This window comes from Pseudomonas sp. F(2018) (assembly GCF_005508865.1).
Lineage (GTDB): Bacteria > Pseudomonadota > Gammaproteobacteria > Pseudomonadales > Pseudomonadaceae > Aquipseudomonas.
In genome coordinates, this window is record NZ_SCOM01000004.1 from 337,048 (window position 1) to 360,355 (window position 23,308).

General features: G+C 64.0%; 20 protein-coding genes. 19 read left to right on the forward strand and 1 reads right to left on the reverse strand.

Going from position 1 to position 23,308, the window contains the following annotated elements:
• Positions 1 to 24 precede the first annotated feature (24 nt).
• A complete protein-coding gene (gene map / locus FFS62_RS18545; protein ID WP_137974322.1) occupies positions 25 to 825 on the reverse strand; it encodes a type I methionyl aminopeptidase in 801 nt (266 codons plus the stop codon).
• Positions 826 to 1,086: 261 nt separating this feature from the next.
• Here map and rpsB point away from each other — a divergent pair, with 261 nt between their 5' ends.
• The 19 genes from rpsB to FFS62_RS18640 all read left to right on the forward strand — a co-directional run bounded on the left by rpsB (position 1,087) and on the right by FFS62_RS18640 (position 23,301).
• On the forward strand, positions 1,087 to 1,827 hold the full coding sequence (gene rpsB, locus FFS62_RS18550; RefSeq protein WP_043306949.1) for a 30S ribosomal protein S2: 741 nt from the start codon (positions 1,087 to 1,089) through the stop codon (positions 1,825 to 1,827).
• A gap of 123 nt (positions 1,828 to 1,950) precedes the next feature.
• On the forward strand, positions 1,951 to 2,814 hold the full coding sequence (gene tsf / locus FFS62_RS18555) for a translation elongation factor Ts (protein WP_137974323.1): 864 nt from the start codon (positions 1,951 to 1,953) through the stop codon (positions 2,812 to 2,814).
• A gap of 152 nt (positions 2,815 to 2,966) precedes the next feature.
• Positions 2,967 to 3,710 carry a UMP kinase gene (gene pyrH / locus FFS62_RS18560; RefSeq protein ID WP_137974324.1) on the forward strand — a complete coding sequence of 248 codons (744 nt, stop codon included), beginning with the start codon at positions 2,967 to 2,969 and terminating at the stop codon, positions 3,708 to 3,710.
• The gene (gene frr / locus FFS62_RS18565; protein ID WP_137974325.1) at positions 3,707 to 4,264 is read left to right on the forward strand and encodes a ribosome recycling factor; all 558 of its coding nucleotides are present in this window, start codon (positions 3,707 to 3,709) and stop codon (positions 4,262 to 4,264) included. The genes pyrH and frr overlap by 4 nt, the downstream gene beginning before the upstream one ends.
• A 1-nt stretch (position 4,265) precedes the next feature.
• Positions 4,266 to 5,024: a polyprenyl diphosphate synthase gene (gene uppS / locus FFS62_RS18570; protein ID WP_137974326.1), complete on the forward strand. Its 759-nt coding sequence runs from the start codon at positions 4,266 to 4,268 to the stop codon at positions 5,022 to 5,024.
• The gene (locus FFS62_RS18575) at positions 5,018 to 5,833 is read left to right on the forward strand and encodes a phosphatidate cytidylyltransferase (protein WP_137974327.1); all 816 of its coding nucleotides are present in this window, start codon (positions 5,018 to 5,020) and stop codon (positions 5,831 to 5,833) included. Before uppS ends, FFS62_RS18575 begins: the two co-directional genes overlap by 7 nt.
• On the forward strand, positions 5,830 to 7,020 hold the full coding sequence (gene ispC, locus FFS62_RS18580) for a 1-deoxy-D-xylulose-5-phosphate reductoisomerase (protein ID WP_137974328.1): 1,191 nt from the start codon (positions 5,830 to 5,832) through the stop codon (positions 7,018 to 7,020). Before FFS62_RS18575 ends, ispC begins: the two co-directional genes overlap by 4 nt.
• A gap of 18 nt (positions 7,021 to 7,038) precedes the next feature.
• Positions 7,039 to 8,391, forward strand: coding sequence for an RIP metalloprotease RseP (gene rseP, locus FFS62_RS18585; RefSeq protein ID WP_137974329.1), 1,353 nt, complete (start codon positions 7,039 to 7,041; stop codon positions 8,389 to 8,391).
• Positions 8,392 to 8,465: 74 nt separating this feature from the next.
• Entirely contained in the window at positions 8,466 to 10,853 is a 2,388-nt protein-coding gene (bamA, locus tag FFS62_RS18590; RefSeq protein ID WP_137974330.1) for an outer membrane protein assembly factor BamA, read from the forward strand.
• A 37-nt stretch (positions 10,854 to 10,890) separates the two neighbouring features.
• Positions 10,891 to 11,394 carry an OmpH family outer membrane protein gene (locus FFS62_RS18595; RefSeq protein WP_137974331.1) on the forward strand — a complete coding sequence of 168 codons (504 nt, stop codon included), beginning with the start codon at positions 10,891 to 10,893 and terminating at the stop codon, positions 11,392 to 11,394.
• Positions 11,395 to 11,396: 2 nt separating this feature from the next.
• On the forward strand, positions 11,397 to 12,455 hold the full coding sequence (gene lpxD / locus FFS62_RS18600) for a UDP-3-O-(3-hydroxymyristoyl)glucosamine N-acyltransferase (RefSeq protein ID WP_137974332.1): 1,059 nt from the start codon (positions 11,397 to 11,399) through the stop codon (positions 12,453 to 12,455).
• A 44-nt stretch (positions 12,456 to 12,499) separates the two neighbouring features.
• Entirely contained in the window at positions 12,500 to 12,940 is a 441-nt protein-coding gene (fabZ, locus tag FFS62_RS18605) for a 3-hydroxyacyl-ACP dehydratase FabZ (protein ID WP_137974333.1), read from the forward strand.
• Entirely contained in the window at positions 12,937 to 13,713 is a 777-nt protein-coding gene (gene lpxA / locus FFS62_RS18610) for an acyl-ACP--UDP-N-acetylglucosamine O-acyltransferase (protein WP_137974334.1), read from the forward strand. Before fabZ ends, lpxA begins: the two co-directional genes overlap by 4 nt.
• A gap of 2 nt (positions 13,714 to 13,715) precedes the next feature.
• On the forward strand, positions 13,716 to 14,849 hold the full coding sequence (lpxB, locus tag FFS62_RS18615) for a lipid-A-disaccharide synthase (RefSeq protein WP_137974335.1): 1,134 nt from the start codon (positions 13,716 to 13,718) through the stop codon (positions 14,847 to 14,849).
• Positions 14,849 to 15,451, forward strand: coding sequence for a ribonuclease HII (gene rnhB / locus FFS62_RS18620; protein WP_137974336.1), 603 nt, complete (start codon positions 14,849 to 14,851; stop codon positions 15,449 to 15,451). Before lpxB ends, rnhB begins: the two co-directional genes overlap by 1 nt.
• 90 nt (positions 15,452 to 15,541) lie before the next feature.
• Positions 15,542 to 19,075 (forward strand): DNA polymerase III subunit alpha, encoded by a 3,534-nt coding sequence (dnaE, locus tag FFS62_RS18625; protein WP_137974337.1) that lies wholly within the window; start codon positions 15,542 to 15,544, stop codon positions 19,073 to 19,075.
• A 116-nt stretch (positions 19,076 to 19,191) separates the two neighbouring features.
• Positions 19,192 to 20,142 (forward strand): acetyl-CoA carboxylase carboxyltransferase subunit alpha, encoded by a 951-nt coding sequence (locus FFS62_RS18630; protein WP_137974338.1) that lies wholly within the window; start codon positions 19,192 to 19,194, stop codon positions 20,140 to 20,142.
• A 56-nt stretch (positions 20,143 to 20,198) separates the two neighbouring features.
• Positions 20,199 to 21,515: a tRNA lysidine(34) synthetase TilS gene (gene tilS / locus FFS62_RS18635; RefSeq protein ID WP_137974339.1), complete on the forward strand. Its 1,317-nt coding sequence runs from the start codon at positions 20,199 to 20,201 to the stop codon at positions 21,513 to 21,515.
• Between the two features lie 157 nt (positions 21,516 to 21,672).
• Complete coding sequence (locus tag FFS62_RS18640; protein ID WP_137974340.1) at positions 21,673 to 23,301, forward strand: CTP synthase; 1,629 nt, start codon at positions 21,673 to 21,675, stop codon at positions 23,299 to 23,301.
• Positions 23,302 to 23,308 lie beyond the last annotated feature (7 nt).

Consider the following 23,308-nt stretch of genomic DNA (forward strand, 5'->3'; position numbering starts at 1 on the left):
TACCTTCTATCTATATGTATGGGCTCAGGCCGAGGTGCGCGGCAGGGTGTCGTCGCTGCGCAGGGTGAGGATCTCGTAGCCGTCGGCGGTGACCAGCACGGTGTGTTCCCACTGGGCGGAGAGCTTGCGATCCTTGGTGATGGCGGTCCAGCCGTCGCCGAGCAGGCGGGTTTCCGGGCGGCCCTGGTTGATCATCGGTTCGATGGTGAAGGTCATGCCTTCCCGGAGCTCCATGCCGGTGCCGGCGCGGCCATAGTGCAGGACCTGCGGCTCCTCGTGGAACACCGCGCCGATGCCATGACCGCAGTACTCACGCACCACGGAGAAGCCCTGCTTCTCGGCGTGCTTCTGGATCACTTCGCCGATGTCGCCCAGGCGTGCGCCCGGCTTGACCAGCTGGATGCCCTTGTACATGCATTCCTGGGTGACCTGCGCCAGGCGCTGGGCCCACTCCGGCACCTTGCCGACCATGAACATCTTGCTGGTGTCGCCGTGGTAGCCGTCCTTGATCACGGTGACGTCGATGTTCAGCACATCGCCATCCTTGAGCGGCTTGTCGTTGGGAATGCCGTGGCAGACCACGTGGTTGATCGAGGTGCAGACCGACTTGGGGAAGCCCGGGCGGCCCGGAGCGGCGCCGTAGTTGAGCGGGGCGGGAATGGCCTTCTGCACGTTGACGATATAGTCGTGGCAGATGCGGTCGATTTCCTCGGTAGTGACGCCGGGTTTGACGTGTTCGCCGATCATCTCCAGCACTTCGGCGGCCAGGCGGCCGGCCACGCGCATCTTTTCGATTTCGGCAGGAGTCTTGATGGTGACGGTCATGCGGTCTCTCTCGGCGCCGGCGGCGCTAGGTAAATCGGGGAAGACGGCGATTCTAGCAGAAAGCCGCCCGGCGGCGGCATGGCGCTAAAGTGGGGTTTGGCTAGCCTGTCCGGGCTTTGTGTGGTATAAAACGCGCCGCTTTACGGCCAGTGGGCTCGTGAAGCACTAACCCGCACACGTATCGACACGATTTCCTGGGTGCCCGCAAGGGTTGGAGATTGGGATGCGTGGAGGCCTAACCCGACTTATCAAGGAACTATCATGTCCCAAGTCAACATGCGCGATATGCTGAAGGCCGGTGTGCACTTCGGCCACCAGACCCGTTACTGGAACCCGAAAATGGGCAAGTTCATTTTCGGCGCGCGTAACAAGATCCACATCATCAACCTCGAAAAGACCCTGCCGATGTTCAACGACGCCCTGTCGTTCGTCGAGAAGCTGGCTTCGGGTAAAAACAAGATTCTGTTCGTCGGCACCAAGCGTTCCGCTGGCAAGATCGTCGCTGAAGAAGCCGCACGTTGCGGTTCCCCGTACGTCGATCACCGCTGGCTCGGCGGCATGCTGACCAACTTCAAGACCATCCGTGCTTCGATCAAGCGCCTGCGCGAGCTGGAAACCCAGTCCCAGGACGGCACCTTCGCCAAGCTGACCAAGAAAGAAGCCCTGATGCGCTCCCGCGACCTGGAAAAACTGGATCGCAGCCTGGGCGGCATCAAGGACATGGGTGGTCTGCCGGACGCTCTGTTCGTGATCGACGTTGACCACGAGCGCATTGCCATCACCGAAGCCAACAAGCTGGGCATTCCGGTCATCGGCATTGTCGATACCAACAGCAGCCCGGAAGGCGTTGACTACATCATCCCGGGTAACGACGACGCCATCCGCGCCATCCAGCTGTACATGGGTGCCATGGCCGACGCCGTGATCCGTGGTCGTGGCAACTCCGCTGGCGGCACCGACGAGTTCGTCGAAGAAGCTGCCTCCGAGGCCAGCGAAGGCTGATAACGGGATAAAGCATCCCGTTGCGCGAGAAGGGGGCTAGGCCCCCTTTTTGCCACTTACGAATTTTGTGCCCGGCGTGGCCGGGTTGAATGGTTGAAACACCACTTCAAGAGGATTAGGAACATGGCAGAAATCACTGCAGCCCTGGTTAAAGAACTGCGCGAGCGTACCGGCCAAGGCATGATGGAGTGCAAGAAGGCTCTGGTTGCCGCTGAAGGCGACATCGAGAAGGCCATCGACGACATGCGCGCCTCCGGTGCCATCAAGGCCGCCAAGAAGGCCGGTAACGTCGCTGCCGAAGGCGCCATCGCTGCTCGTGTCGAAGGTGGTCGTGGCCTGCTGATCGAAGTCAACTCGCAGACCGACTTCCTGGCCCTGCAGGACGACTTCAAGGCCTTCGTCAAAGAAAGCCTGGACGAAGCCTTCGCTCAGAAGCTGACCGACGCCGCTCCGCTGATCGCTTCCCGCGAATCCGCTCGTGAGGCCCTGGTTGCCAAGTGCGGCGAGAACGTCAACATCCGTCGTCTGGCTGCCGTTGAGGGCGATGTCGTGGGTTCCTACCTGCACGGCCACCGCATCGGTGTTCTGGTTGTCCTGAAAGGCGGCAACGAAGAACTGGCCAAGCACGTTGCCATGCACGTCGCTGCTTCCAACCCTGCCGTTCTGAGCCCGTCGGATGTTTCCGAAGAGCTGATCGCCAAGGAAAAGGAAATCTTCCTGCAGCTGAACGCCGAGAAGATCGCCGGCAAGCCGGAGAACATCGTCGAGAACATGGTCAAGGGCCGTATCGCCAAGTTCCTGGCCGAAGCCAGCCTGGTCGAGCAAGCCTTCGTCATGGATCCGGAAGTCAAGGTCGGTGACCTGGTCAAGAAAGCCGGCGCCGAAATCGTCTCCTTCACCCGCTTCGAAGTGGGCGAGGGCATCGAGAAGGTCGAGGCTGACTTCGCTGCCGAAGTTGCTGCTCAGGTAGCCGCTGCCAAGCAGTAAGACGGTTTCGCACTGTTGAACAGAAGAGGCTGCCCGCTCACGCGTGCAGCCTCTTTTGCAAAGCGCGGGGGCATCCCGCACGAATTCACCGGGCAGCAGTCTGACTGCCGGGTAAGATAAGTAGCCAAACAACGCCGCAGGAGAGACTCGCAATGGCTCAGCAGGTGAGTGGTCGTCAACCTCGCTATAAACGCATTCTGCTCAAACTAAGCGGCGAAGCCCTGGTGGGTTCGGAAGAGTTCGGTATCGACCCCAAGGTGCTGGACCGCATGGCGCTGGAAGTCGGCCAACTGGTCGGTATCGGCGTACAGGTCGGTCTGGTGATCGGCGGCGGCAACCTGTTCCGCGGTGCGGCCCTCTCCGCCGCCGGCATGGATCGCGTCACTGGCGACCACATGGGCATGCTGGCCACCGTGATGAACGCCCTGGCCATGCGCGACGCCCTGGAGCGCTCGAATATCCCGGCGCTGGTGATGTCGGCCATCTCCATGGTCGGCGTGACCGATCACTACGATCGCCGTAAGGCCATGCGCCACCTGGGCACCGGTGAAGTGGTGATCTTCGCCGCCGGCACCGGCAACCCGTTCTTCACCACCGACTCGGCGGCCTGCCTGCGCGCCATCGAGATCGATGCCGACCTGGTGCTGAAAGCCACCAAGGTCGATGGCGTGTACACTGCCGATCCTTTCAAGGACCCCAATGCGGAGAAGTTCGAGCGCCTGACCTATGACGAGGTGCTCGACCGCAAGCTCGGCGTGATGGACCTGACGGCCATCTGCCTGGTGCGCGATCACAAGATGCCGCTGCGGGTCTTCAATATGAACAAGCCTGGCGCCCTGCTGAACATCGTGGTGGGTGGCGCCGAAGGAACCCTGATCGAGGAGGATGCACAATGATCAACGAGATCAAGAAAGACGCCCAAGAGCGCATGGTCAAGTCCCTGGAGTCGCTGGGGCGCAACCTGGCCTCCATTCGTACCGGTCGCGCGCATCCCAGCATTCTGGACAGCGTCAAGGTCCCGGCCTACGGCAGCGACATGCCACTGAACCAGGTTGCTGCGATCAGCGTGGAAGATGCCCGTACCCTGAAGATCGTCGCTCACGACAAGACCCTCAGCGCTGCAATCGAGAAGGCCATCATGACCTCCGATCTCGGCCTGAACCCGAGCAGCGCCGGCACCACCATTCGTGTGCCGATGCCCGCCCTGACCGAGGAGACCCGCAAGGGCTACACCAAGCAGGCGCGCGGCGTTGCCGAAGATGCCAAGGTGGCCGTGCGCAACGTGCGCCGCGATGCCCTGGCCGAGCTGAAGAAGCTGTCTAAGGACAAGGAAATCAGTGAAGACGAAGAGCGTCGCGCCGCCGACGAAGTGCAGAAGCTCACCGACAAGTTCGTTGCCGAGGTCGACAAGGCCCTGGAAGCCAAAGAAGCCGACCTGATGGCGGTGTGATGTGAGCAAGGCCAAGCAGGAAGCGCCGCCGGCGATACCGCGTCATGTCGCCATCATCATGGATGGCAACAACCGCTGGGCGAAGAAACGCCTGTTGCCCGGCGTGGCCGGGCACAAGGCCGGCGTCGATGCGGTGCGTGCGGTCATCGAGGTGTGTGCCGAGGCCGGCGTCGAGGTGCTGACCCTGTTCGCCTTCTCCAGCGAGAACTGGCAGCGCCCGGCCGAAGAGGTCGGCGCGCTGATGGAGCTGTTCCTCGGTGCCCTGCGTCGCGAGGCGCGTAAGCTCAAGGACAATGCCATCAGCTTGCGCATCATCGGTGATCGCTCGCGCTTCCATCCGGAGCTGCAGGCGGCCATGCGCGACGCCGAGTTGCAGACCGCCGGCGAGAACCGCTTCGTCCTGCAGATCGCCGCCAACTATGGCGGCCAGTGGGACATCGCTCAGGCTGCCCAGCGTCTCGCGCGGGAAGTCCAGGCCGGTCACCTGCAGAGCGAAGACATCACCCCCGAGCTGTTGCAGAGCTGCCTGGCCACCGGCGATCTGCCGTTGCCGGACCTGTGCATCCGCACTGGCGGCGAGCATCGCATCAGCAACTTCCTGCTCTGGCAGCTGGCCTATTCCGAGCTGTACTTCTCCGACCTGTTCTGGCCGGATTTCAAGCACGAGGCCATGCGCAAGGCGCTGGCCGATTTCGCTACCCGCCAGCGTCGCTTCGGCAAGACCAGCGAGCAGGTGGAAGCCGAGGCTCGCCAATGCTGAAGCAGCGCATCATTACTGCCCTGATCCTGTTGCCCATCGCCCTGGGTGGTTTCTTCCTGCTCGATGGCTGGGCGTTCGCCCTGTTCATCGGTGCCGTCGTCACCTTGGGTGCCTGGGAGTGGGCGCGCCTGGCGGGTCTCGCAGCCCAGCCGCAGCGCGTGGCCTATGCACTGGTCGTGGCGGCATCACTCTACAGCGCATACCTGGTTCCGGCTCTGGCGCCCTGGTTGCTGGGTGCCGCGGTGCTCTGGTGGCTGCTGGCGACCCTGCTGGTGCTGAATTACCCGGATAGCAGTCGCTACTGGGGCGGCTTGCCCGGCAAGCTGCTGATCGGCCTGCTGATCCTGCTGCCGGCCTGGCAGGGGCTGGTGCAGCTCAAGCAGTGGCCACAGGCCAACGGCCTGATCATCGCGGTGATGGTGCTGGTGTGGGGCGCCGATATCGGCGCCTATTTCGCCGGCAAGGCGTTTGGCAAGCGCAAGCTGGCGCCGCGCGTCAGTCCCGGCAAGAGCTGGGAAGGTTTCTTCGGTGGCCTGGCTGCCAGTTTGCTGATCACCCTGGCGGTAGGTCTGCAGCAGGGCTGGCAGCCCCCCGGGCTGCTGCTGGCGCTGGCGGGTGCCGCGCTGGTGGTGGCAGGGTCGGTGATCGGTGACCTGACCGAGAGCATGTTCAAGCGTCAGTCCGGGATCAAGGACAGCAGCAATCTCTTGCCCGGTCATGGCGGTGTGCTGGATCGCATCGACAGCCTGACCGCCGCCATTCCGCTGTTTGCCGTGCTGCTGTGGCTAGCGGGCTGGGGCGTGCAGTGAGTCAGCCGCAACGCATCGTCGTACTGGGGGCAACCGGTTCGATCGGCCTCAGCACCCTGGATGTGATCGCACGCCACCCGCAGCGCTACCAGGCCTTTGCCCTCAGTGGCTTCTCCCGTCTGGTCGAACTCGAACAGCTGTGCCTCAAGCATCGCCCGCAGTTTGCCGTGACCGCCGATGAGGGCAGTGCGCGAAGGCTGCAGGACTCCCTGCAGGCCGCGGGCCTGTCGACGCGGGTGCTGGTGGGGGAGGGCGGTCTGTGCGAGGTGGCTGCCCATCCGGAAGTGGATGCGGTGATGGCCGCCATCGTCGGTGCCGCCGGCCTCAAGCCGACCCTGGCTGCCGTGTGCGCGGGCAAGAGGGTGCTGCTGGCCAACAAGGAAGCGCTGGTGATGTCCGGCGACCTCTTCATGCAGGCGGTGCGCGAGCATGGCGCCACGCTGCTGCCGATCGACAGCGAACACAACGCGATCTTCCAGTGCCTGCCCGGCGATTACGCCCGCGGCCTCGGTGCGGTCGGGGTGCGGCGGATTCTGCTGACTGCCTCCGGCGGTCCGTTCCGCGAAACGCCGCTAAGTGAACTGGAGCTTGTTTCGCCGGAGCAGGCCTGTGCCCACCCGAACTGGTCCATGGGACGCAAGATCTCCGTGGACTCGGCGAGCATGATGAACAAGGGGCTGGAGCTGATCGAGGCTTGCTGGCTGTTCGATGCGCGCCCGTCCCAGGTCGAGGTGGTGATCCACCCGCAAAGCGTGATCCATTCCCTGGTCGATTACGTGGATGGTTCGGTGCTGGCTCAACTGGGCAACCCGGATATGCGTACGCCCATCGCCAATGCCCTGGCCTGGCCGGAGCGGATCGACTCCGGCGTGGCGCCGCTGGACCTGTTTGCCGTTGCCCGCCTGGATTTCCAGCATCCCGACGAGCAGCGTTTCCCCTGTCTGCGCCTGGCGCGCCAGGCTGCGGAGGCCGGCGGCAGTGCGCCGGCGATGCTCAATGCGGCGAACGAGGTGGCGGTGGCGGCGTTTCTCGAACGGCGCATCCGCTTCCCGGAGATCGCGCGTATCATCGAGGACACCCTGAGTCGTCAGGCATCGGCCGCGGTCGCGGACCTGGATGCGGTGCTGGCGGCGGATGCCCGGGCCAGAACCCTGGCAGTCGACTGGTTGAATCGCCACGGGCGCTGAGGCCCGGAGGAAGACGGAATGAGCGGGTTGTACATGATCTTCGGCACCCTGATCGCGCTCGGGGTGCTGGTCACCTTCCACGAGTTCGGCCATTTCTGGGTGGCGCGGCGCTGCGGCGTCAAGGTGCTGCGCTTCTCAGTGGGCTTCGGCACGCCGCTGGTGCGTTGGTACGACCGTCATGGCACCGAGTTCATGGTCGCGGCCATTCCTCTGGGCGGTTACGTGAAGATGCTCGACGAGCGCGAGGGGGATGTGCCGCTCGAGCAACTCGATCAGGCCTTCAATCGCAAGTCGGTCAAACAGCGCATCGCCATAGTCGCGGCTGGCCCGATCGCCAATTTCCTGCTCGCCATCCTGTTCTTCTGGATCATCGCCATGCTGGGCTCGCAGCAGGTGCGCCCCGTGATCGGTCAGGTCGAGCCGGAAAGTCTCGCGTCGGCGGCGGGGCTGCGTGCCGGTCAGGAAATCGTGGCGGTGGATGGCGAGAGCACGCCCGGCTGGCATGCCGTGACTCTGCAGTTGGTGCGGCGTCTCGGTGAGACGGGAACTCTCGAGCTGAAAGCCCGTGACCGTGATTCGCGCCTGGAAACTACTCATGTGGTCAAGCTGGACGGCTGGCTACGTGGTGCCGATGATCCCGAGCCTCTGTCGGGGTTAGGTATCAAGCGTTGGATCCCCGATGGGCCGCCCAGAATCGAGAGCGTTCTCCCTGGGAGCGTGGCGGAAAAGGCAGGGCTGCGGGAAAAGGATCAGCTTATTTCCTTGTCTGGAGATGCTCTGGCGTCGCCAGATCAGGTGGTCAAGTTAGCCAAAAGCCTGTCTGGAAAGTCAGTGATCCTGATCTATGTGCGTGAGGGGGTAGAAGAGCGTGTTGAGCTGTCTATTCCTTCGGATCCAGAGCTTGTTAAGAAAGCCGGCTACCTTGGTGCGGTGATTTCAACTGGGCCTTGGCCTGCGGATATGTTGCGCGAGGTCAGCTTTGGCCCGCTCGATGCAGTCAGCGAGAGCCTGCGCCGTACCTGGAGCATGACCGCGCTAACCCTTGATTCGCTGAAGAAAATGCTGTTCGGCGAGCTGTCGGTAAAAAACTTGAGTGGGCCGATAACCATTGCTAAAGTGGCGGGCGCTTCGGCTCAGTCCGGCGTGGCGGATTTCCTCAATTTCCTCGCCTATCTGAGCATTAGCTTGGGGGTTCTCAATTTGCTGCCCATTCCCGTTCTGGATGGGGGGCATTTGCTGTTCTACCTGGTCGAGTGGGCGCGTGGTCGTCCGCTGTCCGAGCGGGTGCAGGGTTGGGGCATTCAGATCGGTATCAGTCTGGTGCTTGGGGTGATGTTGCTGGCCCTGGTCAATGACTTGAGTCGTCTGTAACGAATAGCTGAATTCCGAATCTGCCGCGTATCGCGGCAGTTTCTTTATTATCAGTTGGAATAAGAAAGGACTTCATGAAACGTCTGCTGCTACCTGCGGTCCTCGCCGCCCTGATGATCGCCGAAGTTCACGCCGAGTCCTTCACCATCACAGACATCCGCGTCAATGGCCTGCAGCGGGTCTCCGCCGGCAGCCTGTTCGGCGCTCTCCCGCTCAATGTCGGTGACCAGGTCGACGACCGCCGTCTGGTGGACGCTACCCGCTCCCTGTTCAAGACCGGTTTCTTCCAGGACATCCAGCTCGGCCGCGAAGGCGACGTGCTGGTGATCAGTGTGGTCGAACGTCCGTCGATCTCCACCGTCGAGATCGAAGGCAACAAGGCGATCACCACCGAAGACCTGATGAAGGGCCTGCAGCAGTCCGGCCTGGCCGAGGGCGAGATCTTCCAGCGCGCCACGCTGGAAGGCGTGCGCAACGAGCTCCTGCGCCAGTACGTGGCCCAGGGCCGCTACTCCGCCGAGATCGAGGCCGAGGTGATTCCCCAGCCGCGTAACCGCGTGGCGCTGAAGATCACCATCAACGAGGGTTCGGTCGCCGCCATCCAGCACATCAACGTGGTCGGCAACAGCGTCTTCCCGGACGAAGACCTGACCGCCCTGTTCGAGCTGAAGACCACCAACTGGCTGTCCTTCTTCAAGAACGACGACAAGTATGCCCGCGAGAAACTGTCCGGTGACCTGGAACGCCTGCGCTCCTACTACCTGGACCGCGGCTACATCAATATGGATATCTCCTCCACCCAGGTATCCATCACCCCGGACAAGAAGCACGTCTACATCACCGTCAACGTCGAAGAAGGCGAGAAGTACAGCGTCAGCGAAGTCAAACTCTCCGGCGACTTGAAGGTGCCGGAAGAAGAAGTGAAGAAGCTGCTGCTGGTCAAGGAAGGACAGGTCTTCTCGCGCAAGGTGATGACCACCACCTCCGAGCTGATCACCCGCCGCCTGGGTAACGAAGGCTACACCTTCGCCAACGTCAATGGCGTGCCGCAGCCCAACGATGCGGACAAGACCGTCGCCATCACCTTCGTGGTCGACCCGGGCAAGCGCGCCTACGTCAACCGCATCAACTTCCGTGGCAACACCAAGACCGAAGACGAGGTGCTGCGCCGCGAGATGCGCCAGATGGAAGGCGGCTGGGCCTCGACCTACCTGATCGACCAGTCCAAGACCCGTCTGGAGCGCCTGGGCTACTTCAAGGAAGTCAACGTAGAAACCCCGCAGGTGCCGGGCACCGACGACCAGGTCGACGTCAACTACAGCGTGGAAGAGCAGGCATCCGGCTCTATAACCGCCAGCGTCGGCTTCGCCCAGAACGCCGGTCTGATCCTCGGTGGCTCGATCAGCCAGAACAACTTCCTGGGTAGCGGTAACAAGGTCAGCGTCGGCCTGACCCGCTCCGAATACCAGACCCGCTACAACTTTGGCTTCGTCGACCCCTACTGGACGGTCGACGGCGTCAGCCTGGGTTACAACGCCTTCTACCGCACCACCGACTACGATGACCTCGACGTCGACGTGTCCAGCTACTCGGTAGACAGCCTGGGTGCCGGCATGAGCATCGGCTACCCGATCAGCGAGACCTCGCGCCTGACCTACGGCCTGACCATCCAACAGGACAGCATCGATACCGGCGACTACACCGTTGACGAGATCATCGACTTCATCGAGCAGGAAGGCGACGACTACCTGAACCTGAAGGCTTCCATCGGCTGGTCCGAGTCGACCCTGAACCGCGGCGTGCTGGCCAACCGTGGCCATTCCCAGAGCCTGGTGCTGGAAAGCACCGTGCCAGGCAGCGACCTGTCGTTCTTCAAGCTCGACTACCGCGGTCAGCTGTTCACGCCGATCAACGACAAGTACACCCTGCGCTTCCACACCGAGCTGGGCTTCGGTGACGCCTATGGTTCCACCTCGGAGCTGCCGTTCTACGAGCACTACTTCGCGGGCGGCTTCAACTCGGTGCGTGGCTTCGAGGACAGCAGCCTAGGTCCGCGCAGCACCCCGAGCGCGGTGCGCGACGCCAGTGGCAACTTGGTATACAACGCGCAAGACAAGTACGGCCGCTATACGGATCCGGATCAGGACCCGCTGCCCTTCGGTGGCAACGTGTTGATCCAGGGTGGTGCGGAACTGCTGTTCCCCCTGCCGTTCGTCAAGGATCAGCGCTCCCTGCGTACCGTCCTGTTCTGGGATGTGGGTAACGTGTACGACACCTCCTGTGCTTCCTCGTCGCCGAGCTGCAACAACATCGACTTCGGCGACCTGGCGAGCTCCGTGGGTGTCGGGGTGACCTGGGTCACCGCTATGGGGCCGCTGAGTTTCAGCCTGGCGGCTCCGATCAAGAAGCCGGAAGAGGCGGATACTCAGATATTCCAGTTCTCCCTGGGCCAAACTTTCTAATTTGCTAGACAACAGTGTTTTGTTGCAGGAGTGCATCGTGCGTAAGTTGACTCAACTGGTTCTGGTTGCCGCCACCCTGATGGCAACCCCGGCCTTCGCCGAGATGAAAATCGCGGTGATGAACTATCAGATGGCCCTGCTCGAGTCCGATGCCGCCAAGAAATATGCCGTGGATGCCGAGAAGAAGTTCGGTCCGCAGCTGAACAAGCTCAAGCAGCTGGAAGCCGACGCCAAGCGTATCCAGGACCGTCTGGTCAAGGATGCCGAGAAGATGCAGCAGGCCGAGCGTGAGCGCCTGGAGCTGGAATTCAAGCAGAAGGCTCGCGATTTCCAGTTCCAGTCCAAGGAGCTGAACGAGGCCAAGGCGATCTCCGACCGTGACATGCTCAAGCAACTCAAGCCGAAGCTGGACAAGGCCGTCGAGGAAGTGATCAAGCAGGGCAACTATGACCTGGTCCTGGAGCGTGGTGCCGTGGTAGACGTCAAGCCGCAGTACGAGATCACCCGTCAGGTCATCCAGCGCATGAACTCGCAGCGCTGAGCATGAGCGCAGTGGTCTTCACCCTCGGTCAGCTGGCCGAGCGTCTCGGCGCCACCTTGCGTGGCGCCGCGGACAAGCCGATTCGCGGTCTGGCGACCCTGCAGGACGCCGGCCCCGATCAGCTGAGTTTTCTCGCCAATGCGCAGTACCGCAAGTTCCTCGCCGAGACTCGTGCCGGCGTGGTGCTGCTGACCGTCGCCGATGCCGAAGGCTATGCCGGCGACGCTCTGGTGGTGGCCAGCCCCTATCTGGCCTTCGCCCAGCTTTCCCATCTGTTCGATAGCAAGCCCGTCGCGGCTGCCGGTGTGCACCCGACTGCGCTGGTCGCTGCCGATGCCCAGGTCGATCCGAGTGCCAGCATCGGTGCCTATGCGGTGATCGAGAGCGGTGCGCAGATCGGCGCGGCCGTCACCATTGGTGCGCACTGTGTGATCGGTGCGCGCAGCGTGGTGGGCGAGGGCGGCTGGCTGGCGCCGCGCGTCACCCTCTATCACGATGTGAGGATCGGCAAGCGCGTGGTCATTCAGTCCGGCGCGGTGCTCGGCGGCGAGGGCTTCGGCTTCGCCAACGAAAAGGGCGTATGGCTGAAGATCGCGCAGATTGGCGGCGTGGTGCTGGGTGACGACGTGGAAGTCGGCGCCAATACCACCATTGATCGCGGCGCCCTGGCCGATACGGTGATCGGCAACGGCGTGAAGCTGGATAACCAGATCATGATCGCGCATAACGTGCAGATCGGCGATCACACTGCCATGGCCGGCTGCGTCGGTATTTCCGGCAGCACCAAGATCGGCAAGCACTGCATGATCGCCGGTGGCGTCGGCATGGTTGGTCATATCGAAGTGTGTGACAACGTGTTCGTGACCGGCATGACCATGGTCACCCGCTCGATCACCGAGCCGGGCGCCTATTCTTCCGGTACTGCCATGCAGACTGCGGGTGACTGGAAGAAGAGCGCTGCCCGCATCCGTCAACTGGACGACATGGCGCGGCGCCTGCGCGAGCTGGAAAAGCGCCTCGCCGCCGTGACCCCGGACGACCAGGCCTCATCTGATGCCTGATCTTGCCCAGGCACGCCCTTTTTTTTAGTACAGGCTTTCTGCAAATGATGGACATCAACGAGATTCGCGAATATCTGCCGCACCGCTACCCGTTTCTGCTGGTAGATCGTGTCGCCGAGCTGGATATCGAAGGCAAGACCATTCGCGCCTACAAGAATGTCAGCATCAACGAGCCATTCTTCAACGGTCATTTCCCCGAACATCCGATCATGCCGGGTGTGCTCATCATCGAGGCCATGGCCCAGGCGGCCGGCATTCTCGGCTTCAAGATGCTCGACGTGAAGCCGGCCGATGGCACCCTGTATTACTTCGTCGGCTCCGACAAGCTGCGCTTCCGCCAGCCGGTCCTGCCGGGCGATCAGCTGGTGCTTGAGGCCAAGTTCCTCAGCGTCAAGCGCAGCATCTGGAAGTTTGCCTGTCAGGCCAGCGTCGATGGCAAGGAAGTCTGCTCGGCCGAAATCATCTGTGCGGAACGCAAGCTATGAGTTTGATCGACCCTCGCGCCATCATCGATCCGTCGGCCAAGCTGGCGGATGACGTTCAGGTCGGCCCCTGGTCGATCATCGGACCGGATGTGGAAATCGGCGAGGGTACGGTGGTCGGCCCGCATGTGGTCCTCAAGGGCCCGACCGTCATCGGCAAGCACAACAAGATCTACCAGTTCTCTTCGGTCGGTGAAGATACTCCGGACCTGAAGTACAACGGCGAGCCGACCCGGCTGGTGATCGGCGATCACAATGTGATTCGCGAAGGCGTGACCATTCACCGTGGCACCGTGCAGGATCGCTCCGAGACCACCATCGGCGACCACAACCTGCTGATGGCCTACGTCCACATCGGCCACGACAGCGTGATCGGCAACCACTGCATCCTGGTCAACAACACCGCGCTGGCCGGCCATGTACACATGGACGACTGGGCGATCCTCTCCGGCTTCACCCTGGTCCATCAGTTCTGCCGCATCGGCGCCCACAGCTTCTCCGGCATGGGCACCGCCATCGGCAAGGACGTGCCGGCCTACGTCACCGTGTTCGGCAACCCGGCCGAGGCGCGCAGCATGAACTTCGAGGGCATGCGCCGTCGTGGCTTCAGTGCCGAGGCCATTGCCGCCCTGCGCCGCGCCTACAAGGTGGTGTATCGCCAGGGCCTGACCGTCGAGCAGGCGCTGGCCGAACTGGCCGAGTCCGCGGCGCAGTTCCCGGAGGTGGCGGTGTTCCGCGATTCCGTCCAGGCGTCGACCCGCGGCATCACCCGCTGATCATGAGCCGCCCCCTTCTCGTTGCGCTGGTGGCCGGAGAGGCCTCCGGCGACATCCTCGGTGCCGGCCTGATGCAGGCGCTCAAGCAGAAACATCCGCAGATCGAGTTCATCGGCGTCGGCGGTCCGCGCATGGAGGCCGAAGGCCTGGTGTCGAGCTTCCCCATGGAGCGTCTGGCGGTCATGGGCCTGGTCGAGGTGCTCGGTCGCCTGCGTGAGCTGCTGGGCCGCCGCAAGCGCCTGATCAAGGAACTGATCGCCGCCAAGCCGGACGTGTTCATCGGCATCGATGCGCCGGATTTCAACCTGACCCTAGAGCTCAAGCTGCGCCAGGCCGGGATCAGGACCGTGCACTACGTAAGCCCATCCGTCTGGGCCTGGCGGCAGAAGCGCGTGCTGAAGATCCGCGAAGCCTGCGACCTGATGCTGACGCTGTTCCCCTTCGAGGCGCGCTTCTACCTGGGTCACCAGGTGCCGGTGCGTTTCGTCGGCCATCCGTTGGCCAACACCATTCCCCTGCAGGCCGATCGCGATGGTGCGCGCGAAGCCTTGGGCCTGACGCCGGACGACAGCGTGGTTGCGCTGTTGCCGGGCAGCCGTGGCGGCGAGGTGGCGCGTCTCGGTGAGCTGTTCCTCGATGCCGCCGAGCGGCTGCGCGCCTTGCGGCCGGGTGTGCAGTTCGTGCTGCCCTGCGCCAACGCCGAGCGCCGCGCCCAGCTGGAAGCCATGCTCGCCGGGCGCAACCTGCCGCTGCGCCTGCTCGATGGTCGCTCCCACGAAGCCCTGGCAGCCTGCGACGCGGTGCTGATCGCCTCCGGCACCGCGACCCTGGAAGCCCTGCTGCACAAGCGGCCGATGGTGGTGGCCTACAAGGTGGCGCCGCTGACCTACCGCATCCTCAAGCGTCTGGTGAAGAGCCCCTACATTTCGCTGCCGAACCTGCTGGCCGAGCGCATGCTGGTGCCCGAGCTGATCCAGGATGCCGCGACTCCCGACGCTCTGGCCCAGACCCTGGCGCCGCTGCTGGAGGATGGCGCGGTGCAGACCCTGGGCTTCGACGTGATTCATCGCGCCCTGCGCCAGGATGCCTCGGAGCAGGCCGCCGACGCCGTGCTCAAGCTGGTGGGGCAGGCCTGATGCAGCTCGGACTGGATTTCGCCCTGGTCGAGGAGCTGGTCGCCGGTGTCGACGAAGTCGGCCGCGGTCCGCTGTGCGGGCCGGTGGTCACCGCCGCGGTGATCCTCGATCCGGCTCGGCCGATTGCCGGCCTCAACGATTCGAAGAAGCTCACCGAGGCACGCCGCGAAAAGCTGTTCGACGAGATCCGCGAAAAGGCCCTGGCTTGGTGCATCGCCCGCGCCGAGGTGGAGGAGATCGACCAGCTCAACATCCTGCATGCCACCATGCTGGCCATGCAGCGCGCGGTGGAGGGCTTGAGCGTTACCCCGAAGCTGGCGCTGATCGATGGCAACCGCTGCCCCAAACTGGCGGTGCCCAGCGCGCCGGTGGTGGGTGGCGATGCCCAGGTGCCGGCCATCGCGGCGGCGTCGATCCTGGCCAAGGTCAGTCGTGATCGCGAGATGGCCGAGATGGAGAAACTCTACCCGGGCTACGGCATCGGTGGGCACAAGGGCTATCCGACGCCCGTCCATCTGGAAGCCCTCAAGCGCCTGGGTGCCACGCCCATTCATCGGCGCTCGTTTGCCCCGGTACGCAATGTGCTGGAAGGGATCGAATAAGCGCCGCACGGCTGGTTCGCAAGCTGTTGTTTAAGTCGAGGCCCGGTACAATCCGGGCCTTATCGTTTCTGTGTCACCAACGGGATTGTCATGACCGCTACCTTCGTCCATCTGCGCCTGCATACCGAGTTTTCCCTGGTCGACGGGCTGGTACGGGTCAAACCGCTGGTCAAGGCCGTCGCCGGGGCAGGCATGCCGGCGGTGGCCGTCACCGACATGAGCAACATGTGCTCGCTGGTGAAGTTCTACAAGACCGCCATGGGCGCCGGCATCAAGCCGATCTGCGGCGCCGATATCTGGCTGGCCAGCCCGGACGAGGATGGGCCGCTGTCGCGTCTGACCCTGCTGGCGATGAACGCCCAGGGCTATCGCAACCTCACCGAACTGATCTCCCGCGGCTGGGCCGAGGGGCAGGACAATGGCCTGGTGATCATCCAGCGCGACTGGGTCAAGGAGGCTGCCGAAGGCGTGATTGCGCTGTCCGGCGCTCGTGAGGGCGAGGTCGGCATGGCCCTGCTGTCCGGCGAGCCGGGGCGCGCCGAGGCGCTGCTCGATGAGTGGCTGGCGGTGTTCCCGGAGCGCTTCTACCTGGAGGTACAACGCACCAATAGGGTCAACGACGAAGAGCATCTGCATGCCGCGGTAGCGCTGGCCGCTCGCACTGGCGTGCCGCTGGTGGCGACCAACGACGTGCGCTTCCTCAAGCCGGGCGACTTCGAGGCCCACGAGACCCGCGTGTGCATCGGCGAGGGCCGCACCCTGGATGACCCGCGCCGCCCGCGCAACTACTCCGAGGAGCAGTACCTCAAGTCGCCGGAGGAGATGGCCGAGCTGTTCGCCGACCTGCCCGAGGCGCTGGAAAACACGGTCGAGATCGCCAAGCGCTGCAACATCGACGTGCAGCTGGGCAAGTACTTCCTCCCCGATTTCCCCACGCCCAACGGCATGGGTATCGACGACTACCTGCGCCACGCCTCCTTCGAGGGCCTGGAGGAGCGTCTGGCCGTGCTGTGGCCGAAGGACACCACGCCCAACTACGAGGAGAAGCGCCAGGTCTACGTCGACCGCCTGAACTTCGAGCTCGACATCATCATCCAGATGGGCTTCCCCGGTTACTTCCTCATCGTGATGGACTTCATCAAGTGGGCGAAGAACAACGGCGTGCCGGTCGGTCCGGGCCGGGGTTCGGGCGCCGGCTCGCTGGTGGCCTACGTGCTGAAGATCACCGACCTCGACCCGCTGGCCTATGACCTGCTGTTCGAGCGCTTCCTCAACCCCGAACGTATTTCCATGCCCGACTTCGACGTCGACTTCTGCATGGACGGTCGCGACCGGGTGATCGATTACGTGGCCGAGAAGTATGGCCGTAACGCGGTGAGCCAGATCATCACCTTCGGTTCCATGGCGGCCAAGGCGGTGGTGCGCGACGTGGCGCGGGTGCAGGGCAAGTCCTACGGCCTGGCCGACCGCCTGTCGAAGATGATCCCCTTCGAGGTCGGCATGACCCTGGAGGCGGCCTACGAGCAGGAAGAGGTGCTGCGCGACTTCCTCAAGGCCGACGAGGAAGCCCAGGAAATCTGGGACATGGCCCTGAAGCTCGAGGGTGTGGTGCGCGGCACCGGCAAGCACGCCGGTGGTGTGGTGATCGCGCCGACCAAGCTGACCGACTTCGCGCCGACTTCCTGCGATGAAGAGGGCGGCGGCCTGGTCACCCAGTTCGACAAGGACGACGTGGAGGCGGCCGGCCTGGTGAAGTTCGACTTCCTCGGCCTGCGTACCCTGACCATCATCAAGTGGGCGATGGAGACCATCCATCGCATCCAGAAGCGCGAGGGCGCGTCGGATGAAGAGCTGATCAACATCGACTTCATCCCGCTGGACGACAAGCCGACCTACGCGATGCTGCAGAAGGCCGAAACCACGGCCGTGTTCCAGCTCGAATCACGCGGCATGAAGGAGCTGATCAAGAAGCTCAAGCCCGACTGCCTGGAAGACATGATCGCACTGGTGGCGCTGTTCCGCCCCGGCCCGCTGCAGTCGGGCATGGTGGACGACTTCATCAACCGCAAGCACGGTCGCGAGCAGCTCTCCTACCCGCACCCCGACTACCAGTACGCCGGCCTGGAGCCCGTGCTCAAGCCCACCTACGGCATCATCCTGTACCAGGAACAGGTGATGCAGATCGCCCAGGTGATGGCGGGCTACACCCTCGGTGGCGCGGACATGCTGCGCCGCGCCATGGGCAAGAAGAAGCCTGAGGAGATGGCCAAGCAGCGCGGCGGCTTCATCGAGGGCTGCGCGGGCAACGGCATCGATGCCAACCTGGCGGGCAACATCTTCGACCTGGTGGAAAAGTTCGCCGGCTACGGCTTCAACAAATCCCACTCGGCCGCGTACGGCCTGGTCTCCTACCAGACCGCCTGGCTCAAGGCTCACTACCCGGCGCCCTTCATGGCCGCAGTGCTGTCGGCGGATATGCACAACACCGACAAGGTGGTGATCCTCATCGAGGAGTGCCGCAGCATGAAGCTGCGCCTCGATGCGCCGGACGTGAATACCTCGGAGTTCAAGTTCACCGTCAACGAGGACGGGCGCATCGTCTACGGCCTGGGCGCGGTCAAGGGTGTGGGCGAGGGGCCGGTGGAGGCCATCGTCGAGTGCCGTGCCGAGGGCGGTCCGTTCAAGGATCTGTTCGACTTCTGCAACCGCGTCGACCTCAAACGCATCAACAAACGCACCCTGGAGGCGCTGGTGCGTTCCGGCGCGCTGGATCGCCTCGGTCCGTACTACCAGGATGAGCTCAAGGCCTACCAGGCCAGCGTCGACCGCAACCGCGCCGTACTGCTGGCGGCCATGGAGGAGGCGGTACAGGCCGCCGAACAGACCGCGCGCAGTCACGACAGCGGCCATATGGACCTGTTCGGCGGCGTGTTCGCCGAGCCTGAGGCGGACCTTTACGTCAATCACCGCAATGCTCGCGAGCTGTCGATCAAGGAGCGCCTGAAGGGCGAGAAGGACACCCTGGGTCTGTACCTCACCGGCCACCCGATCGACGAATACGAGGGCGAGGTGCGCCGCTTCGCGCGCCAGCGCATCGTCGAGCTGCGTGCCGCCCGCGATACCCAGACCATCGCCGGGCTGATCGTGGCCCTGCGGGTGATGAAGAACAAGAAGGGCGACAAGATGGGCTTCATCACTCTCGACGACCGCTCCGGGCGGATCGAGGCCTCGCTGTTCGCCGATGCCTTCGCCAGCGCCCAGGCGCTGCTGCAGACCGACGCCCTGGTGGTGGTCGAGGGCGAGGTGAGCAATGACGAGTTCTCCGGTGGCCTGCGCCTGCGCGCCAAGCGGGTGATGAGCCTGGAAGAGGCGCGCACCGGCCTGGCCGAGAGCCTGCGTATTCGCGCCCCGCGCGAGGCGCTGCAGGGCGATCGTCTGCGCTGGCTGGGCGAGCTGTTCGGCAAGCACAAGGGCGCCTGCCCGCTGACCCTGGACTACAGCGGCAGCGAGGCCAAGGCGGTGCTGCAGTTCGGCGAGCAATGGCGCATCGACCCGGCAGACAACCTGATCCAGGCCCTGCGTGACCAGTTCGGCAAAGACAACGTCTTCCTCCAATACCGCTGAACGGCAGGCCTCGGGCCTGCCGCGTTCGGCCTCGACCACGGGCGCACTATCCCTTAAGGTAGGCGCCACATGGAACACCGCCCGGCCCCTGGGCCGCCGATGCTAGACGGACGCTTATGAACCCGAACTTCCTCGACTTCGAACAGCCGATTGCCGACCTGCAAGCCAAGATCGAAGAGCTGCGCCTGGTGGGCAACGACAACGCGCTGAACATCAGCGACGAGATTTCCCGCCTGCAGGACAAGAGCAGCGCGCTGACCGAGACCATCTTCGGCAACCTCAGCAGCTGGCAGATTTCCCAGCTGTCGCGCCATCCGCGCCGCCCCTACACCCTCGACTACATCGAGCACCTCTTCACCGAGTTCGACGAGTTGCACGGTGACCGTCACTTCTCCGATGACGCCGCCATCGTTGGTGGTACCGCGCGCCTGGATGGCCAGCCGGTGATGGTCATCGGCCACCAGAAGGGTCGCGAAGTGCGCGAGAAGGTGCGCCGCAACTTCGGCATGCCGCGCCCCGAGGGCTATCGAAAGGCCTGCCGCCTGATGGAGATGGCCGAGCGCTTCAAGCTGCCGATCCTGACCTTCATCGACACGCCGGGTGCCTACCCGGGCATCGACGCCGAGGAGCGCAACCAGAGCGAGGCAATCGCCTGGAACCTGCGCGTGATGGCGCGTCTGAAGACCCCGATCATCGCTACCGTGATCGGCGAGGGCGGCTCCGGCGGCGCGCTGGCCATCGGCGTCTGCGATCAGCTGAACATGCTGCAGTACTCCACCTACTCGGTGATCTCGCCGGAAGGTTGCGCCTCCATCCTGTGGAAGACCGCCGAGAAGGCGCCGGACGCGGCCGAGGCCATGGGCATCACCGCCGAGCGCCTGAAGGGCCTGGGCATCGTCGACAAGGTGATCGCCGAGCCGCTGGGCGGCGCCCATCGCGATCCGGCCACCACTGCCCAGTCGATTCGCGTGGAACTGGCCGAGCAGCTCGACATGCTGCGCAAGCTGGACAGCGCCAAGCTGCTGGAGCGCCGCTACGAACGTCTGATGAGCTACGGCATCGCCTGATTGGCGTCATGCATCAACCACGGGCCTTCGGGCCCGTTGTTGTTTAAGCTGGCGGCATGACCGCGCTCGAAACTTCCCTGCTCAATTCACTGGCTCCCTGGCGTAGCGCGCCGGGTTGGAGCGTCGCGCTGTCTGGCGGGCTGGATTCGACCGTGCTGCTGCACCTGCTGGCACGCCTGCGCGAGTGCGAGGCGCTGCCGCCGCTGTCCGCCGTGCATGTTCACCATGGTTTGCAGGCCATCGCCGATACCTGGCCGGCCCATTGCCAGTCGTTCTGTGACGAGCTGGGCGTGCCGCTGCGCATCGAGCGGGTGCAGGTGGATAGTGGCGCCAGTCTGGAGCGGGCGGCGCGCGAGGCGCGCTATGCCGCCTTTGAGCGCCAGTTAGGGCAGGGCGAAATCCTGTTGACCGGCCAGCATCGTGACGATCAGGCCGAGACCCTGTTGTTCCGCCTGCTGCGTGGCGCCGGCGTGCGTGGCCTGGCCGGCATGCCGACGGCTCGCCGTCTCGGCGAGGGATGGCTGGTACGCCCGCTATTGCAGGTGCCGCGTGCACAGCTCGAGGCCTATGCCCGCCAGCATGACCTGCGCTGGGTGGAAGACCCCTCCAATGCCGATACCGGGCTGGCGCGCAACTTCCTGCGTCGCGAGGTGTTGCCCGCGCTGGCGCGTCACTGGCCGCAGGCCGGCGCCAGCCTGGCGCGAACCGCCGAACATATGCGCGAGGCCGCGCAATTGCTCGCCGAACTGGCCGAGCAGGATCTGGCCGCAGCACATCGCTTAGGTGCGTTCGATTGGCTGGGCCTGCCGTCCGTGCAGCTGCAGCCCCTGATCGCGTTGTCCGAGGCGCGTCAGCGCAACGCGCTGCGTCATTGGCTTGCACCGCATACCCAAATGCCGGATAGCGAGCATTGGGCCGGTTGGCGCGATCTGCGCGATGCGGCGGCGGATGCCGCTGCGCTTTGGCGTCTGGATGGCGGCGAGCTGAGACGCTCCGACGGGCGGTTGTGGTGGCTCTCCGGCGAGTGGTTGCAACAGCCGCCGCAGCCCGCGGTCTGGGCCGATTCGGCGCAGCCGCTGCGCTTGCCCGACAATGGTCGGGTGCGGATAGAAGGAGAGGGGCCTGCCGCCCCGCTGCAAGTGCGTTATCGGCAGGGCGGCGAGGTCATGGCGCTGGCGGGGCGTGGCCATCGCGATCTCAAGCGTCTGCTCAACGAGCGCGGTGTGCCGGCATTCGTGCGCGGGCGCCTGCCGCTGCTGTATCGCGGCGACGAGCTGCTGGCCGTGGCCAACCTGCCGGGCCTGGATGGTCCCCCATCGGGAGAGTGGCGGCTGCACTGGTTGCCGCCGACCAACGCACAAGGTTTGAGCTGAAAGGGCCTTTCCGGTAGACTACGCTCCCGTCTTGTTACTGCTTCTGTGGGCTCCCTCGGAACCCGCAGTGGCATGCTTATTTCAGGTTGGTCAAGGACCGCCTGCGCTTTTACCCCGGCGGCGCTGACCGCTTGAACGCTGACTTCTAGGATTTTTCATGACGCGCTACATCTTCGTCACGGGCGGTGTTGTTTCTTCTTTGGGGAAAGGCATCGCCTCGGCTTCTTTGGCGGCCATCCTGGAGGCGCGGGGCCTGAAGGTCACGATGCTCAAGCTGGACCCGTACATCAACGTCGATCCGGGCACCATGAGCCCGTTCCAGCACGGCGAGGTGTTCGTCACCCACGACGGCGCCGAGACCGACCTCGACCTGGGTCACTACGAGCGGTTCATCCGCACCACGATGACCAAGAACAACAACTTCACCACCGGCCGCGTCTACGAAGACGTGCTGCGCAAGGAGCGCCGTGGTGACTACCTGGGCGCCACCATCCAGGTGATCCCGCATATCACCGACGAGATCAAGCGCCGCGTGATCAAGGGCGCCGGTGATGCCGACGTGGCCATGGTCGAGATCGGCGGCACCGTGGGCGACATCGAGTCCCAGCCGTTCCTCGAGGCCGCGCGCCAGCTGCGCGTGGAGCTGGGTGCCAAGCGCGCCATGTTCATGCACCTGACCCTGGTGCCATACATCGCTACCGCCGGCGAGACCAAGACCAAGCCGACCCAGCATTCGGTCAAGGAACTGCGCTCCATCGGCGTGCAGCCGGACGTGCTGGTGTGCCGCTCCGACCACGAGATCGACCTGGCCTCGCGTCGCAAGATCGCCCTGTTCACCAACGTCGAGGAGCGTGCGGTCATCGCTCTGGAAGACGTCGATACCATCTACAAGATTCCGTCGGTGCTGCATGCCCAGGGCCTGGACGACATCGTCGTCGAGCGTTTCGGCCTGCAGTGCAATCCGGCCGACCTCTCCGAGTGGGACCGCGTGGTGGATGCCAAGCTGAACCCGGAGAAGGAAGTCACCATCGCCATGGTCGGCAAGTACATGGAGCTGCTGGATGCCTACAAGTCGCTGATCGAGGCGATGGGCCATGCCGGCATCGAGAACCGCACCAAGGTCAAGCTGCGCTACATCGACTCCGAGGAGATCGAGAACGAAGGCACCGCCAAGCTGGAAGGCGTCGACGCCATCCTGGTGCCGGGCGGCTTCGGTCTGCGTGGCGTGGAAGGCAAGATCAAGACTGTGCAGTACGCCCGCGAGAACAAGATTCCCTACCTGGGCATCTGCCTCGGCATGCAGGTGGCGGTGATCGAGTACGCCCGCAATGTGCTGGGCTGGAAGGACGCCAACTCCACCGAGTTCGACCAGAACAGCGGCCATCCGGTGGTCGGCCTGATCACCGAGTGGCAGGACGCCACCGGCGCTACCGAGACCCGTACCGACGCCTCCGACCTGGGCGGCACCATGCGCCTGGGCGCCCAGGACTGCCAGCTGATCGGCGGCTCCAACGTGCGCGAGTGCTATGGCAAGGACGTGATCGTCGAGCGCCATCGCCACCGCTACGAAGTGAACAACAACCTGCTGCCGCAACTGGAGCAGGCCGGCCTGAAGATCACCGGTCGCTCCGCCGACGGCGCGCTGGTCGAAGTGGTCGAGGCTCCGGATCATCCGTGGTTCGTCGCCTGCCAGTTCCACCCGGAATTCACTTCCACCCCGCGTGACGGCCACCCGCTGTTCAGCGGCTTCGTCAAGGCCGCGCTGAAGCAGGCCGGCAAGGCATAAGGCAAAG